General features: G+C 68.4%; 14 protein-coding genes. 9 read left to right on the top strand and 5 right to left on the bottom strand.

Going from position 1 to position 15,157, the window contains the following annotated elements; translation table 11 throughout:
• Positions 1 to 96: 96 nt before the first annotated feature.
• Entirely contained in the window at positions 97 to 1,092 is a 996-nt protein-coding gene (locus tag FVA74_RS10785; protein ID WP_147722344.1) for a ribonucleotide-diphosphate reductase subunit beta, read from the top strand.
• A gap of 98 nt (positions 1,093 to 1,190) precedes the next feature.
• Here FVA74_RS10785 and hrpA read toward each other — a convergent pair whose 3' ends face one another.
• Genes hrpA through FVA74_RS10770 form a run of 3 tightly spaced genes read right to left on the bottom strand, consistent with a single transcriptional unit; the run spans position 1,191 to position 7,000 of the window.
• Positions 1,191 to 5,141 carry an ATP-dependent RNA helicase HrpA gene (gene hrpA, locus FVA74_RS10780; RefSeq protein WP_147722342.1) on the bottom strand — a complete coding sequence of 1,317 codons (3,951 nt, stop codon included), beginning with the start codon at positions 5,139 to 5,141 and terminating at the stop codon, positions 1,191 to 1,193.
• Between the two features lie 12 nt (positions 5,142 to 5,153).
• Positions 5,154 to 5,810, bottom strand: coding sequence for a response regulator transcription factor (locus FVA74_RS10775; protein ID WP_147722340.1), 657 nt, complete (start codon positions 5,808 to 5,810; stop codon positions 5,154 to 5,156).
• Entirely contained in the window at positions 5,807 to 7,000 is a 1,194-nt protein-coding gene (locus FVA74_RS10770; protein ID WP_147722338.1) for a sensor histidine kinase, read from the bottom strand. Before FVA74_RS10770 ends, FVA74_RS10775 begins: the two co-directional genes overlap by 4 nt.
• 117 nt (positions 7,001 to 7,117) lie before the next feature.
• Here FVA74_RS10770 and FVA74_RS10765 point away from each other — a divergent pair, with 117 nt between their 5' ends.
• A complete protein-coding gene (locus tag FVA74_RS10765) occupies positions 7,118 to 7,885 on the top strand; it encodes a GAP family protein (protein WP_147722336.1) in 768 nt (255 codons plus the stop codon).
• On the opposite strand, the gene FVA74_RS10760 is transcribed toward FVA74_RS10765, so the two are convergent.
• Both FVA74_RS10760 and FVA74_RS10755 read right to left on the bottom strand, forming a co-directional pair.
• Positions 7,886 to 8,593, bottom strand: coding sequence for a helix-turn-helix domain-containing protein (locus FVA74_RS10760; protein ID WP_147722334.1), 708 nt, complete (start codon positions 8,591 to 8,593; stop codon positions 7,886 to 7,888). It lies immediately after the preceding gene.
• Positions 8,594 to 9,040: a VOC family protein gene (locus FVA74_RS10755; RefSeq protein WP_147722332.1), complete on the bottom strand. Its 447-nt coding sequence runs from the start codon at positions 9,038 to 9,040 to the stop codon at positions 8,594 to 8,596.
• A 196-nt stretch (positions 9,041 to 9,236) separates the two neighbouring features.
• Between FVA74_RS10755 and FVA74_RS10750 the strand changes: the two genes are divergently transcribed.
• The 7 genes from FVA74_RS10750 (at position 9,237) to prpB (ending at position 15,150) form a co-directional block, all read left to right on the top strand.
• Positions 9,237 to 9,875 (top strand): hypothetical protein, encoded by a 639-nt coding sequence (locus FVA74_RS10750; protein WP_147722330.1) that lies wholly within the window; start codon positions 9,237 to 9,239, stop codon positions 9,873 to 9,875.
• Positions 9,865 to 10,158, top strand: coding sequence for a transcriptional regulator (locus FVA74_RS10745; protein WP_147722328.1), 294 nt, complete (start codon positions 9,865 to 9,867; stop codon positions 10,156 to 10,158). The genes FVA74_RS10750 and FVA74_RS10745 overlap by 11 nt, the downstream gene beginning before the upstream one ends.
• Positions 10,155 to 11,075, top strand: a complete 921-nt coding sequence (locus FVA74_RS10740) for an ABC transporter ATP-binding protein (RefSeq protein ID WP_147722326.1) — start codon at positions 10,155 to 10,157, stop codon at positions 11,073 to 11,075. The genes FVA74_RS10745 and FVA74_RS10740 overlap by 4 nt, the downstream gene beginning before the upstream one ends.
• Positions 11,075 to 11,827: an ABC transporter permease gene (locus FVA74_RS10735; protein ID WP_240792217.1), complete on the top strand. Its 753-nt coding sequence runs from the start codon at positions 11,075 to 11,077 to the stop codon at positions 11,825 to 11,827. Before FVA74_RS10740 ends, FVA74_RS10735 begins: the two co-directional genes overlap by 1 nt.
• A gap of 247 nt (positions 11,828 to 12,074) precedes the next feature.
• Positions 12,075 to 12,737: a GntR family transcriptional regulator gene (locus FVA74_RS10730; RefSeq protein ID WP_147722323.1), complete on the top strand. Its 663-nt coding sequence runs from the start codon at positions 12,075 to 12,077 to the stop codon at positions 12,735 to 12,737.
• Entirely contained in the window at positions 12,731 to 14,233 is a 1,503-nt protein-coding gene (locus FVA74_RS10725; RefSeq protein ID WP_147722321.1) for an MmgE/PrpD family protein, read from the top strand. Before FVA74_RS10730 ends, FVA74_RS10725 begins: the two co-directional genes overlap by 7 nt.
• Positions 14,233 to 15,150 (top strand): methylisocitrate lyase, encoded by a 918-nt coding sequence (gene prpB / locus FVA74_RS10720; protein ID WP_147722314.1) that lies wholly within the window; start codon positions 14,233 to 14,235, stop codon positions 15,148 to 15,150. The genes FVA74_RS10725 and prpB overlap by 1 nt, the downstream gene beginning before the upstream one ends.
• Positions 15,151 to 15,157: the final 7 nt, after the last annotated feature.

The following is a 15,157-nucleotide window of genomic DNA, read 5'->3' as shown; positions in this document are numbered from 1 at the left end:
CCAGTAGGACACACCGCGTAGCCGGCCGCGGCCACCGGGGCAGACGTCTCGGTGGGCCCGGCTCTCGCACACACCAGAAAGAAGATGAAGTAACGAATGGGCATTCTCGGCACCGGCATCCAGGAAGCACTCCTGCTCAAGCCGATCAAGTACCAGTGGGCCATGGACCTCTACGACCAGGCGGTTGCCAACACCTGGTTCCCCAATGAGATCCAGCTCGGCGAAGACATCGCAGACTTCAAGAAGATGACGGATGAAGAGCGTCACGCCGTGACGTTCCTCATGAGCTACTTCAACCCCAACGAGCTGCTCGTCAACAAGGCGCTCGCCTTCGGTGTCTACCCCTACGTCAACTCGGCCGAGGCGCACCTCTACCTCGCCAAGCAGATGTGGGAGGAGGCCAACCACTGCATGTCGTTCGAGTACGTGCTCGAGACCTTCCCCATCAACAGGGAAGAGGCCTACGCGGCGCACGTCGACATCCCGTCGATGGCCAAGAAGGAAGAGTTCCAGGTCAAGTTCCTCCGTCGTATGACCGAGGAGACCCTCGACATCAACACGCTCGAGGGCAAGCAGGACTTCGTGCGCAACCTCGTTGCCTACAACGTCGTGCTTGAGGGCATCTGGTTCTACTCGGGCTTCATGGTGGCGCTGTCGTTCCGCCAGCGGAACCTGCTGCGCAACTTCGGCTCCCTCATGGACTGGATCGTGCGCGACGAGAGCCTGCACCTCAAGTTCGGCATCAACCTCATCCTCACGGTGCTGGAGGAGAACCCCGAGCTGCAGACGCCCGAGTTCGCCGAGGAGATCCGCCAGATGATCCTCGACGCGGTCGAGCTGGAGGAGCAGTACAACCACGACCTGCTCCCCGGTGGCATCCTGGGCCTCAACGCCAACTACATCAACCAGTACGTCAAGTACCTCGCAGACCGGCGCCTCGAGGAGCTCGGATTCGAGGCGCACTACAAGGTTTCCAACCCGGCCAAGTGGATGGCGACCGCGAACGACACGCTCGAGCTGGTCAACTTCTTCGAGTCGACCAACACCTCCTACGAGGTCAACGCCAAGACCACGGCGTCAGCCGCGAAATAACCAAATCCCGCTTACCCGCGAGGAAGGCGCGTCCCGATCACGGGGCGCGCCTTCTGCGTTGCGTGCCCGGCATCGGCGGCTGGGACCGACAGTGCGGCTCAGCGTGTCGCGAGTGCCTTCTGCACCCGCTGCACCGAGACCGGTCCGGTCGTGCCGAGGTGTTGCGCGAAGAGGCTGATGCGCAGTTCCTCAAGCATCCAGCGCACCTGCACGAGGTGCGCCCGCTCCGGGTCGTCGACCACTTCACGCGTCAGCGGGAGTGGCCCGCCGGCCTTCAGATACAGCTCGGTGGCCTTCTGCACCTCGGCCATCCACACGCGGTCGCGGCCCAGGTTCTCGGCGAGGCGGCCGACCCGGTGCGTGATGCCATCGAGGTACAGCGGGATGCGACGGAGTCGCTCCACCCCGGCGAGGCCGACGAACCCTGGGTGCACGAGGGCGCCGAGCTGCTCGCGGGCGTCGGTGAGCGGCGCGATGAGCGCCATGCTCGTCGCTGCCTTGATGGCCTTCTCGGCGGTGCGCGCCGAGGCGAGCGACCTGGCGACGAGCGAGACCGTGGTGAAGAGCCCGTCGACGATGCCGGCGGAGGCGCGGTCTCGGAGTGCCTCGAAGTCGGCACGGCGCCAGGGGAGGGCTGAAGCATCCGTCGTCTGGCCGATGGTCGCGTCGAGGGTCGCCGCCATGGCGTCGGCGAAGAGCTCCTTCGTTGATGCGTAGGGGCTCGCGCCGAGGCTGAGGATCTCGGCCGGGGTCAGGTGCTGCTGCACATACGCGGTCGGCGCGGGGATCGCGAGCTGCAGCATCCGACGCACGCCGCGACGATGCTCGCGCAGCTGCTCGGCGGGCGTGCTCATGAGCCGGATAGCGACCGAATTGCCCTCGTCGATGAGCGCCGGGTAGCCGCGCACGACATTGCCCGCGAGCTTGGTATCTCGCACGCGCGGCAGCTCCTCGAAGTCCCAGGAGGTGAGCCCCGCGCGTTCGATGGACGGGGCGGATGCCGCGGCCGCCGCACCCGGACGAGGCGCGGGTTGCGACGCCCGCGCGTGGGCCTTCGCGACGCTCTCCCTCGCACGGTCGCGCAGCTTGGCCTGCAGGGAGGTGAGGTTCTTCGATCGGGCGAGTTCCCGGCCGTGCTCGCCGATGACGGCGAAGGTCACGAGCAGGTGATCGGGCACGCGTTCGAGTTCGAAGTCCTCGACGTCGACGGGCGTGTAGGTGCGTCGTTGGATCTCCCGCGCAAGATATTCCGTCAGCGGCATCTCGGTGACATCGAGGTCTTCGGGGAGGTCAGCGAGGAGCTTGCGTGCCCAATCTCCCGCGGGCACGACATTGCGGCGGATGGCCTTCGGCAGCGCCTTGATCAGCGCGGCGACCAGGTCGGCACGCAGGCCGGGCACCTGCCAGTCAAAGCCCGCGGGGGAGAGGCGCGCCAGCAGGGCGAGGGGCACGTGCACGGTGACGCCGTCGTCCTTGGAGCCGGGCTCGAAGCGGTAGGTGAGCTTGAGGCGCTGCTCGCCCTGATGCCACCACTTGGGGTAGTCCGCCTCGAGCAACTCGGGCGCGGCGTCGGACTCCTCGAGCAGGTCCCCACGTGTCATCGTGAGCAGTTCGGGGCTCTCGGGGCGGGTGCGCTTCCACCACGACTCGAAGTCCCGCTGCGTGCATACCTCTGCGGGAATGTGACGGTCGTAGAAGTCGAAGACGGACTCGTCATCGAGCAGGATGTCGCGGCGGCGGGTGCGCTCCTCGAACTCGGCGAGCTGCTTGCGCAGGGCCCGGTTGGTGCGGTCGAACTGGGTCAGGCGCTTGTCGAGCCGCGTGACATCCCACTCGCCCTCGATCAGGGCGTGCCTGATGAAGAGCTCCCGGGACTGCACTGGGTCGATGCGCGCGAACTGCACGCGTCGTCGCGCGACGATTGGCACGCCGTAGAGGGTGACGCGTTCATACGCGACCGCGGCGCCCTGCTTCTTCTCCCAGTGGGGTTCGCCGTACTGCCGCTTGACGAGCTCACCTGCGAGCGGCTCCGCCCAGGCCAGGTCCACGGCGGCGTTCATGCGGGCGAAGAGGCGACTCGTCTCCACGAGCTCGGCCGACATGATCTCGGCGGGAAGCTTCTTGGCGAGCGCCGAGCCTGGGAACACTGAGAAGCGCACCTGCCGCGCCCCGATGTATTCGCCCTTCTTGTTTCGTGGACGCTCACGATCCTTGGGGGCTTTGCCGGATGCCGGCACCACGGTGTCGTCGCGCACGCCGAGCTGGCTCAGCAGCCCCGCCATGAGCGACTTGTGGATGCCGACCCCGTCATTGCTCGGTTCACCGACCGTGAGCCCCAGCGACTTCGCCATCCGGGTGAGCTGTCGGTAGACATCCGCCCACTCCCGCACGCGCAGGTAGTTGAGGTACTCGGCCTTGCACAGGCGACGGAACTGGTTGCCGCTGAGCGCCTCCTCCTGCTCCCTGAGGTAGTTCCAGAGGTTCAGCAGGGTGAGGAAGTCGCTCGTCTTGTCGACAAAGCGGGCGTGCAGCTGGTCGGCCTGCGGGCGTTTCTCGAGCGGGCGCTCGCGAGGGTCCTGGATGCTCAGCCCGGCGACGATCGCCATGACCTCGCGCGTGACGCCGTGGCGGCCCGACTCGATGACCATGCGGGCGAGGCGCGGGTCGATCGGCAACTGCGAGAGCTGGCGGCCGATCTTGGTGATCTCGGGTGCGCCGGTTGAGCCCGCCTTGCCGGTTGGGCTTGTCGAAACCCGCACCGCCCCCAACTCGCGCAGCAGGTCGAGCCCGTCCTTGATGCCGCGAGAGTCGGGCGGCTGAAGGAAGGGGAAGTCCTCGATCGCGCCCAGCCCGAGCGAGATCATCTGCAGGATGACTGCGGCAAGGTTGGTGCGCAGGATCTCCGGGTCGGTGAACTCGGGCCGCTTCTCGAAGTCCTCCTGCGAGTACAGGCGGATCGCGATGCCGCTGCTGGTGCGGCCCGAGCGTCCCGAACGCTGGTTCGCGGATGCCTGCGAGATCGCCTCGATCGGCAGCCGCTGGATCTTCGCCCGCGTGCTGTACCGGCTGATGCGGGCGGTGCCCGCGTCGATCACGTATTTGATGCCGGGCACCGTCAGGGAGGTCTCGGCGACGTTGGTCGCGAGCACGATGCGGCGACGGATGCCCGGGCTCGAGCTCCTCTGGAACACTCTGTGCTGGTCGGCCGAACTCAGCCGCCCGTAGAGCGGCAGCACCTCCACGCCGGGCAGGTTCCGCGCCCGGATTGCGTCCTCCGCATCGCGGATCTCGTTCTCCCCGCTCAGGAACACGAGGATGTCGCCGCTGCCCTCCCGGCCGAGCTCGTCGATCGCGGCGTTGATGCCGTCGAACAGGTCGATCGCGTCGCCGGTGCCGCTGCTCTCCTGCTCGTCGGGGTCGTCGGTGGCAGCATCCGGGGCCAGCGGCCGGTACCGGATCTCGACCGGGTAGGTGCGCCCGCTGACCTCGACGATGGGGGCGGGGTCACCGGACGCGGCGGCGAAGTGGCGCGCGAAGCTCTCGGGGTCGATGGTCGCCGAGGTGATGATGACCTTGAGCTCGGGCCGCTTCGGCAGCAACTGCTTGAGGTAGCCGAGCAGGAAGTCGATCGTGAGGCTGCGTTCGTGCGCCTCGTCGATGATGATGGCGTCGTACTTGCGGAGCATCCGGTCGCGGTGAATCTCGTTGAGCAGGATGCCGTCGGTCATCAGCTTGATGCGGGTGCCCTTGGCGGTGCGGTCGGTGAAGCGCACCTGGTAGCCGACGAGCTCGCCGACCTCTTGCCCGAGTTCCTCGGCGATGCGTTCCGCGATGGTGCGGGCGGCGATGCGGCGCGGCTGCGTGTGCCCGATCGACTCGTAGCCGAGCTCGAGCAGCATCTTGGGCAGCTGCGTCGTCTTGCCCGATCCGGTCGCACCCGCGACGATGACGACCTGGTGGTCGCGGATGGCCGCGCTGATGTCGTCGCGCCGCTGGCTGACCGGGAGGTCTTCCGGGTACGTGACGGTGACGGGGAGGGCGGCAGTCATGAGCCCTCCATCCTACGTCGCGGGCGTGTCGAGCCCGGCCTCCCGCGCGAGGATCGCCGCCTGCATGCGGGTGCTGCAGCTGAGCTTGGCGAGCACGCGTGAGACGTGGGTCTTGGCGGTCGCGGTCGAGATGTGCAGGTCACGAGCGATCTCGGCGTTCGAGCGGCCGTGCGCGAGGCCGCGCAGCACGTCGATCTCGCGGGCGGTGAGGGTGTCGAGCCAGGCGGGGGTCGCGGATGCCTCGGGCTCGGCAGTGCGCGCAAAGGCGTCGAGCAGCCCGCGCGTGACCTCGGGGGCGAGCACGCCCTCGCCGGTGGCGACCCGTCGCACGGCGTCGATGAGTTGCGGCCCGCCCACGGTCTTGAGCAGGAACCCGGCGGCGCCCGCGCGGAGTGCGTCGAAGACGACGTCGTCGTGGCCAAAGGTCGTGAGCACGAGCACCTCGGCGAGGTCTTCGCCACGGATGGCGCGGGTGGCGGCGATGCCGTCGACCCCGGGCATCCGGATGTCCATGAGCACGACGTCCGGGCGGAGGGCGCGCGCGTTGCTGATGGCGGTGGCGCCGTCGCCCGCTTCGCCGACGACCGTGATGTCGTCGGCGTTCTGGAGGAGCAGTCGCAGGCCGGAGCGGATGGCCGCGTGGTCGTCGGCGAGGAGCACGGTGATCATGTGGTCACGCTCGTGAGGGCGTTCGTGGCGAGGGGGATCGTCGCGTGGACGAGCCACCGGTCGTCGGGGGTCCAGCCGGCGCTGAAGGTGCCGCCGAGGGCTTCGGCCCGTTCACGCATGGTGGTCGTGCCCATTCCGCCGCCCGCGGTGTCGGTGATGGTCGTGCCGCGAGCATTGCCCACCCTGATGTCGACCTCCTCCGCCCGCACCTCCACATCGATGCGGACGCTCGCCCCCAGGGCGTGCCGGGCGGCGTTGCCGAGGGCCTCCTGCACGATGCGGTACGCCGCGTGATCGACCGCGGCAGGGAGGTGCGGGATGGGCTCGGGCGTCACCGCGCAGTGCACCTCGATGCCGCGGGAGCGCGCGCCCGCGACGAGCTCCGCGACCTCGGCGAGGCGGGCGGGGGAGACGAGCGCATCGTCCTCACCGCGAAGCAGGCCGATCATGGAGCGCATCTCCTCGAGGGCTTCCACGCTGGCAGAGCGGATCGCCCCCAGTGCCTGCGCTTCGCGCGCGGGGGTGTCGCCGGAGAGGGCCGCCTCCGAGTGGATCGCGATCGCCGAGAGGTTGCCGGCGAGCGCGTCGTGCAGGTCGTGGGCCATGCGGGTGCGTTCGCCGCGCACGGCGTCGGCCTCCCTCAGCTCGGCGAGACGCTGGATGTCGCGGGCCCTCGCCGCGGCGAGCTCGGCGAGTTCGCGCTGCTGGCGTACCGATAGGCCCCACCAGAGCGGGGTGCCGAGGAGCGCGAAGACCTGCAAGTCCATGAGGATCGTCTGCTGCAGGTCGCCCGTGATGATGAACGTTGCCGCGGTGCTCGCGACGACTACGGCCACGGCCACGATCCCCAACCTGCGCGGGGTGGCGGGGCCCGAGTAAAGGGCGGCGGCGTAGAGCAGGTTGACGAGCGCGATGATGACGCCAAGGCTGCCGCCCGCGTAGCCGTCGACGGCGAAGGCGACAAGGCCGATGCCGAGCGCGAGCAGCGGATGCCGACGTTCGATGAGGATCGCGCCACACGCGACTGCGAGCGGCACCACATGCCACCAGGGGGAGAAGGCGTGATCTCCGAGGGGTTCCCATGCCCTGACGAGCCCGACCGAGAGCAGCAGCAGTCCGAGTGCGGCGACGGCGAGGGCCTCGGCGATTCCCCGCGTGCGGTCCTGGCCCCACCACTCGCGAACATCCACGATGCAATCTCAGCACACACGGTGCTGTGCGGGGTCATCCGAAGGATGTACTCGCCTGCGGCGGGTTCGGCCGGGTGGCCGATTCCCGCGCGGGCGACGGCCCGCGACGCTGGTGCCATGGTCTCCCTTCCGCCCGAACTCCCGCTCGAACTCGCACTGCCTCTCCTGGCCCTGGCGCTGGTCGATTCGCTCAGTTTTGGAACCCTCCTCATCCCCCTGTGGCTCCTACTGGCCCCGGGCCGGTTGCGACCCTCGCGTGTGCTTGTGTTCCTTGCCACGGTGGCCGTCTTCTACTTCGGTGTGGGCCTGCTGCTGACGGCGGGGGCGGTGTCGTTCCTCTCCGATGCGGAGTTTCTTGAGAGCCCCATGGCGGGCCGCGCGCAGTTCGTCATCGGGGCCGGGCTGGTGGTGTGGAGCTTCTTCATCGGCCGAAAGAAGACGGATGCTGCGGGCGAGGGTGCCGACGCCACGCCGGGTCGTCTGCTCCGCTGGCGCGACCGTGCCATGCATGACGGGGGCGGGCGCGGTTCCCTGCTCAGTCTCATGGCGCTTGCGCTCACGGCGGCCGTGCTGGAGCTTGCCACCATGCTGCCCTACCTGGCGGCGGTGGGCCTCATCAGCGGGTCCGAGCTCGACGGCGGCGGCCGGGCGCTGACCTTGGCGGCCTACTGTGCGGTCATGGTGGTGCCGGCGCTCGTGCTGCTGGCCGCCCGCATCCTCGTCCGCCGACTGGTTGAGCCGCTGTTGCAGCGGCTCGCGGCATGGATGGCTCGCGAGGGTGCCGAGACCACCGCGTGGGTTGTCGGCATCGTCGGCTTTCTCGTCGCTCGCGACGCGATCGCCCGCGTGCCGGAACTCTTCGACGCGCTCGGGTTCATCTCCTGACTACGCCGCGTGCTCCCCGGCGGCGGGCTCCAGGTGGAAGGTCGCGGCGAAGCGCCCCAGCAGGGTGGGGTCGCCGTCGATCACGTGCACGGTGCCGCCTTCGATCGCGTCGGCTGGCTTCAGCTCGCCCGAGATGAGCGAACGGATGCCCGGCCCGGCAGCGAAGACGAGGTCGGCGTGCTCGTCGAAGCGGTGGGCGGTGGGCACGGGGGTGCTGGTGCTGCCGGGGCGCGGGGCGATGCGCAGGCCCTCCGGCCCCGTGCGGAGGGCGAGTGCCACCTCGCCGATGTGTGCGTGGTAGGTGGTTGGGGGGTGGGCGGCCGCGGCATCCGCGTCGTAGGCCGCCCTGAAGGCCGTCGTCATGGAGTCGCTCGTGATGACGTCATCGGTCCCGGGCTCTCCCATGGCCTTGAAGCCCCAGCGCCCCAGCGCAAGCACGACGTCTTCAAGCTCCCGGCCGTAGGGGGTGAGTTCGTAGACGAGCCCGCAGTGGGCGAGGGGCACGCGGTGGACGACGCCGGCCTCCTGCAGTTCCTTGAGGCGGGCGCTGAGGATGTTGGTGGGGATGCGCGGCAGTCCAGCCTTCAGGTCGGTGTAGCGGCGGGGGCCCACGAGCAGGTCGCGAACGATGAGCAGCGCCCATCGTTCGCCGACCAGCTCGAGTGCGGTCGTGACGCCGCAGTATTGGCCGTAGTTGCGGGATGCCACTTAGGCAGAGGCTCCATCCTGCGCGGCAGCCCACGCCTCGGGCCCCAGCTCTGAGGCCCTCGGGTCCATCCAGAAGACGCTGAACTCGTTGCCGTCGGGGTCTTCGAAGTCGCGAGAGTACATGAAGCCGTAGTCCTGTGCGGCCTTCGGTTCGATGGCTCCCGCGGCGATGGCACGGTCGATCAGTGCGTCGACACTCTCGCGGCTGTCGGTGCTGAGGGCGGTTTGCAGCTGGCTGTGTGTCCGCGGGTCGGGAATCTCCTTCTTCGTGAAGGTGCTGAAGAACTCACGGGTCAGCACCATGAGGTAGATGCGTTCGTCGATGACGACGCACGCGGCGTTGTCATCGGTGAACAGGGGGTTGATCTCCCAGCCGAGGTCGGTGAAGAACTTCTTGGCCCGGGGAAGGTCACTCGTCGTCAGGTTGACGAAGATTTCGGTGGGCATGGTGTCTCCTTCGGTGCGTGCGGTTCGGTCGGTGTGGATGGTGTTCCTGCTCGGAGCCCCCGCAAGCACGACCAGCTTGTAAAAAGCAAGTTCGCTTGTCAATAGCAAGCAAGGGGAATCTTTCGCGAAGTGATTGAGTACGCAGAGTACTTTGTGTTACAAAGTGATCATGTCTTCCCGCCCAAGAGCAGTCCCCATGACCGAACCCGACGATGACCGCCCGCTCGACCCGGCCGAGATGCTCGCACTCGCCGAGCGACAGCGCCGCCGTGTTGACCTTGCCTACGTCGCTCCCGTGGCAGTGCTCTACCTCGTGTGGGGCATCGCGTGGTTCGTCGGCTTCCTGCTCCTCTGGCTCGGGCGCGTGACGGACTGGATGTCGCTCTCGCTGGCCGGCACGGTGTTCGGCGTGCTGCTCGTCGCCTCGATCGTGACCTCCGCCATCGTCGGGATGCGGATCGGGCGCGGGGTGCGCGGCGGCTCGACCGCGTTCCAAGGCTCCGTGTATGGCATCTCGTGGTCGCTCTCTGGCATGGCCTTCGCCGCCGTGGGGGTGGGCCTCATCAGTAACGGGATGTCACCGGAACTCGCAGGCCTCTATTTCCCCTCCGCGTACGCCCTCATGGCCGGGATCATGTACCTCGCCGGCGCAGCCCTCTGGAACGAGCGCAGCCAGCTCGTACTGGGATGCCTCCTGCTCGTCGTCGGCTCCATCGCCCCTTTCTTCGGTCTCCCCACCAACAACCTGGTGATGGCGATCGGTGGTGGCGGCGGCTTCCTCGTGGCAGCCGCACACTTCGCCCTCGTGATCAGGAGGGCGCGCCATGGAGCTTGACCCGGTCATCCACGCGGCGGCGCGGCTCCGCATCACCGCGACCCTGGCAACGCTGCCGGTCGGCGACCAAATGTCGTTCCCGCGCCTGCAGGAGCTGCTCGACATGACGGCAGGCAACCTCTCGACCCACCTCCGCAAGCTCGAGGACGCGGAGTACGTCGAGGTCACCAAGACACACCAGGGACGCACACCCGTCACCTACCTGGCCCTCTCGAAGCGCGGCCGTCGCGCCTTCGAGGACTACACCGAAACCCTCCGAACCCTGTTGGGAGCATCCGAATGAACACCCTCGCCCGTCTCGATGGCGTGACGCGCCGCTTCGGGGATGTCACGGCCCTCGACGATGTCTCCCTCGAGATCGGCTCCGGCCGCATCGTGGGCCTCCTCGGCCCGAACGGTGCAGGCAAGAGCACGCTTCTCTCGCTCCTGCAGGGCCTCCGCAGGCCGACGTCCGGCACCGTCGAACTCTTCGACGGCAGCCCCGGTGACCACCACAACCGGCGGATGCTCGGCTGCACCCCGCAGGAGACCGCCCTGCCTCCGACGCTGCGGGTGGGAGAGGTGCTCGACTATGTGGGCGCACACTTCGAGAACCCGGCGCCCAAGCAGGAGCTCGCCGAGCAGTTCGGCTTCGCCGACCTGCTGCGCCGCCAGACCGGTTCGCTCTCGGGCGGGCAGAAGCGGCGCATCAGCGTCGCGCTCGCCTTCGTCGGGCGGCCGAAGCTCGTGTTGCTCGACGAGCCGACCACCGGACTCGACGTTGACGCACGCAAGGTGCTGTGGGCGGCCGTCCAGGCGCAGCAGGCCGCCGGCGCGACGGTCGTCGTCACGAGCCACTACCTCGAAGAGATTGAGGCGCTGGCGGAGCGTGTCGTCGTGATCGGGGAGGGGCGCGTGCTCGCCGACGATGACCTCTCGACTGTGCTCCAGCAGGTGGGGCTGCGGATGCTTCGACTCACGACCGAGCATCCGGAGGCCGTTTCTGCCCTCCCCGAGGTCGTCGACACCCGTGCCGAGGAGGACGGTGCGCACACATTCTTCGTTCGCGACGCCGACGAAGCGGTGCGCGCCCTCGTGCAGTCGGGGGTGCCGTTCCACGGACTCACGGTGCGCGGGGCAAGCCTCGAGGAGGCATTCCTGACACTGACCGGGGGCGCAGGCGCCCAGCCGGTTCGCCTCGACACCAAGGGGAGCAACTGATGTCCGCCATGAACCTCGCCCTCGTGCACGCCAAGTACGGGCTGCTCGAGACCATGCGCATCCCCATCGCGGTGATCAGCGCGCTCGCGTTTCCCGCGCTCGCGCTGCTGTTCTTCGTCGTGCCGCAGGAGGTCGTGGCGGCTGACCCGCTCTTCGCCACCCAGGCCGTGATCTCGCTGAGCGTCTTCGCGGTGATGTCGAACTCGCTGTTCAGCTTCGGCCTCACGATCTCCGAAGACCGCGAGAAGCCCTGGGACCCCTACCTGCGCACGCTCCCCGGTTCGGGAGTCTCGCGCGTGCTCGGCTACGTGTTCTCGATCGGAACGATGGGGCTCGTCGCCATCCTGCCCGTCATCGTCATCGGCAGGCTCTTCACTGCGGCCGAGGCTTCACTGTCGGGAGTGCTCCTCGGCCTGGTGGCGCTCGCGATCTCCGCGCTGCCGTTCATGCTCATCGGAGTGTGCGTCGGCTACGCGATGCCCTCGAAGGCGGCGATCGCGGTCGTGCAGGTCGTCATGTTCAGCTTCGCCTTCGCGGGCGGGTTGTTCCTGCCGCCCATCATGTTCGCGCCGTGGCTCGACACCCTGTCGACGTTCTTCCCCTCGCGCCAGGCACGTGAACTCGTGATCTGGGCTGTGCAGGGAGGTGAGCTGCACCCGTGGGTGTGGATGGGCATCCTCGTGTGGATCGCCGCCACTGCCGCCCTCGCGCTCTTCCTCTTCCGCCGTGACGAGGGCCGCCGCTTCCGCTGAGCCGCCAGGTCCCTGCGGCCCGCCTGCGCTCGCGCTGCAGTTTCCGTCCGGCGTTACAGATACTTCCGTAGCGCCGGACGGAAACTGTAGCGCTGCCCCTGACCGCTCACGCTGCGACCATGCGCTGGCCCATCCGGCTCAGTTGTATACAAACATCCCTGTTCGGGCGCCCGGGCTGCGTGACAGGTTGGCTTCAGGCCTCGTTGTGTATACAGTAAGAGGCGTCGACGGGGCGGAGGGAGCACGGATGCGCGCATCGGATCGGGCGTACCGCACCCTGCGCGACGACATCATCGACTGGCACCTTCCGCCCGGCACGGTGCTCGGCGAGGTCGAGCAGTCCGAGCGTCTCGGCGTCAGCCGCACGCCCCTGCGCGAGGCTCTCTCGCGACTCATCGCCGACGGGCTCGTCGCCACCCAGACCGGTCGCGGCCTCGTCGTCACCAACGTCTCCGTCGAGAACATCCGCGAGCTCTTCGAGGTGCGCCGTGCCCTCGAGGAGCAGGCGGCCCGACTCGCGGCAGTGCGAGCGGATGCCATCACCTTCGCCGCGCTCGAGGCAGAGTTCCGCGCCGCCCCCGGCCTGCTGGCATCCGACGACCCCGCCCGCCACGACTACTACGACCTCGTCGCGCGCTTCGATGCCGCGATGGACGTGGCGGTGCGCAACCCCTACCTCGTGGCCGCGCTCACCTCGCTGCGCACCCACCTCGTGCGCATCCGTCGCCTCGCGAAGGATGATCCAGCGCGACTGCGCCAAGCGGCAACCGAGCACCTGCTGATCGTGCAGGCGATCCTCGCCCGAGACGCCGACCTTGCCGCCCACGCGACCCACGTCCACCTCCACAACGCCCTCACCAGCGTCCTCGCCACGGCGGGGACGACTCCCCTCGAAAGGACCGCATCGTGAAGCTCCACCCCGTGCGCACATACCGCAGCGACGAGAACCTCGCCCGCGAAGACCAGCTCGCCTGGAAGATCGCGGATGTCGCATCCGAGCGCGTCGACGTCACCGACGAGGTTGCCGACATGGTCATCAACCGCGTCATCGACAACGCCTCCGTCGCTGCAGCGAGCCTCACGCGGGCTCCCGTCGTCTCGGCCCGCGAGCAGGCGGAGCGTCACGGCGGCTTCGAGCCGGGCGCGACGGTATTCGGCACCACGACGCGCGTGAGCCCGGAGTGGGCAGCATGGGCCAACGGCGTGGCGGTGCGCGAGCTCGACTACCACGACACCTTCCTCGCTGCGGAGTACTCGCACCCGGGCGACAACATCCCGCCGATTCTCGCGGTCGCGCAGCACATGCGTTGCACGGGCGACGACCTCCTTCGCGGCATCGTCACGGGCTACGAGATCCAGATCGACCTCGTCAAGGCGATCAGCCTGCACAAGCACAAGATCGACCATGTGGCCCACCTCGGCCCGTCGGCGGCGGCAGGCATCGGCACGCTCCTCGGCCTCGACACCGAGACGATCTTCCAGGCCGTCGGCCAGGCGCTGCACACGACGACGGCCACTCGCCAGTCGCGCAAGGGCGAGATCTCCACTTGGAAGGCACACGCTCCGGCGTTCGCCGGCAAGATGGCGGTCGAAGCGGTCGACCGTGCCATGCGCGGCCAGACGAGCCCCACCCCGATCTACGAGGGTGAGGACGGCGTCATCGCGTGGCTGCTCGACGGGCCAGAGGGCCGCTACGAGGTGCCGCTGCCCGAGCGGGGAGAGGCGCGCCGCGCCATCCTCGACAGCTACACGAAGGAGCACTCGGCCGAGTACCAGGCCCAGGCGTGGATCGACCTCGCGCGCAAGCTGGGCAATGAGCGTCCCGAACTGCGCGACCCCGCCAACATCCGCAGCGTCGTGCTCCACACGAGCCACCACACGCACTACGTGATCGGTTCGGGCGCGAACGACCCGCAGAAGTACGACCCGACAGCGAGCCGCGAGACGCTCGACCACTCGATCCCGTACATCTTCACGGTCGCGCTGCAGGACGGCAGCTGGCACCACGTCGACTCCTACGCGCCCGAGCGTGCCGGTCGCCCCGACACGGTCGAGCTGTGGCACAAGGTCACGACGCTGGAGGACGCCGAGTGGACGCGCCGCTACCACTCCAACGACATCAGCGAGAAGGCCTTCGGCGGTCGCGTCGAGATCGAGCTCGAGGACGGCACCCGCGTGGTCGACGAGATCGCCGTCGCCGACGCCCACCCGCTCGGTGCCCGGCCCTTCGCCCGTGCGCAGTACGTCAACAAGTTCCGCACCCTCGCGGAGGGCGTGCTCGAGGCCGATGAGATCGAGCGCTTCCTCGACGTAGCCCAGCGTCTGCCCCAGCTCACGGCCGACGAGCTGTGCGGCCTCACGATCAACGCCGAACTCCCGCGCCTCACCACCAAGGGGATCTTCTGATGCTGTATTCCACCAAGACTCCCACTGAGAAGCGGGCCGGGCTGCGCGAACGCCTGGCGACCGGGGAACTCCAGCGGTTCCCCGGCTCGTTCACCCCACTCAGCACGCGGCTGATCGAGGAGAAGGGCTTCGAGGGCGTCTACATTTCGGGCGCCGTGCTCAGCAACGAACTCGGCCTGCCCGACATCGGCCTCACGACCCTCACCGAGGTCGCCCAGCGCGCCGGCCAGATCAGCCGCATGACCGACCTGCCCTCGCTCGTCGACATCGACACAGGCTTCGGCGAGCCCATGAATGTGGCCCGCACGATCCATGAACTCGAGGATGCGGGCGTTGCCGGCGTGCACATCGAGGACCAGGTCAACCCCAAGCGCTGCGGGCACCTCGACGGCAAGGCGGTCGTGGATGACGACACCGCGATCAAGCGCGTGCGCGCCGCGGTCGAGACCCGCCGCGACGCGAACCTGCTCATCATGGCGCGCACCGACCTGCGCGGCACGATCCCTGGAGAGGCGGGGCTTGCAGCATCCATCGACCGCATGAAGGCGCTCGTGGATGCGGGTGCCGACGCGATCTTCCCCGAGGCGATGGCCGACCTCAGCGAGTTCGAGGCTGTGCGTAAGGCGATCGACGTGCCGATCCTCGCCAACATGACGGAGTTCGGCAAGAGCGCCCTCTTCACGACCGAGCAGCTGCGGGAGGTCGGCGTCAACATCGTCATCTACCCCGTGACCCTGCTGCGGGCGGCGATGGGCGCAGCCGAGCGCGTGCTCGACACGATCGTTGCCGAGGGCACGCAGGAGGCATCCGTGCCCGACATGCTCACGCGGGCCCGTCTTTACGAACTCGTCGACTACTCGGGGTATAACTCCTTCGACGAGGGCGTGTTCAATTTCACCGTTCCCGGCCGGCACTGAGCCAGGT

The organism is Salinibacterium sp. dk2585, from assembly GCF_008001035.1.
In the GTDB taxonomy this organism is placed as follows: Bacteria; Actinomycetota; Actinomycetes; order Actinomycetales; family Microbacteriaceae; genus Homoserinimonas.
The sequence above is the reverse complement of the archived record's forward strand: the minus strand, read 5'-3'. Positions and strand labels throughout refer to the sequence as shown.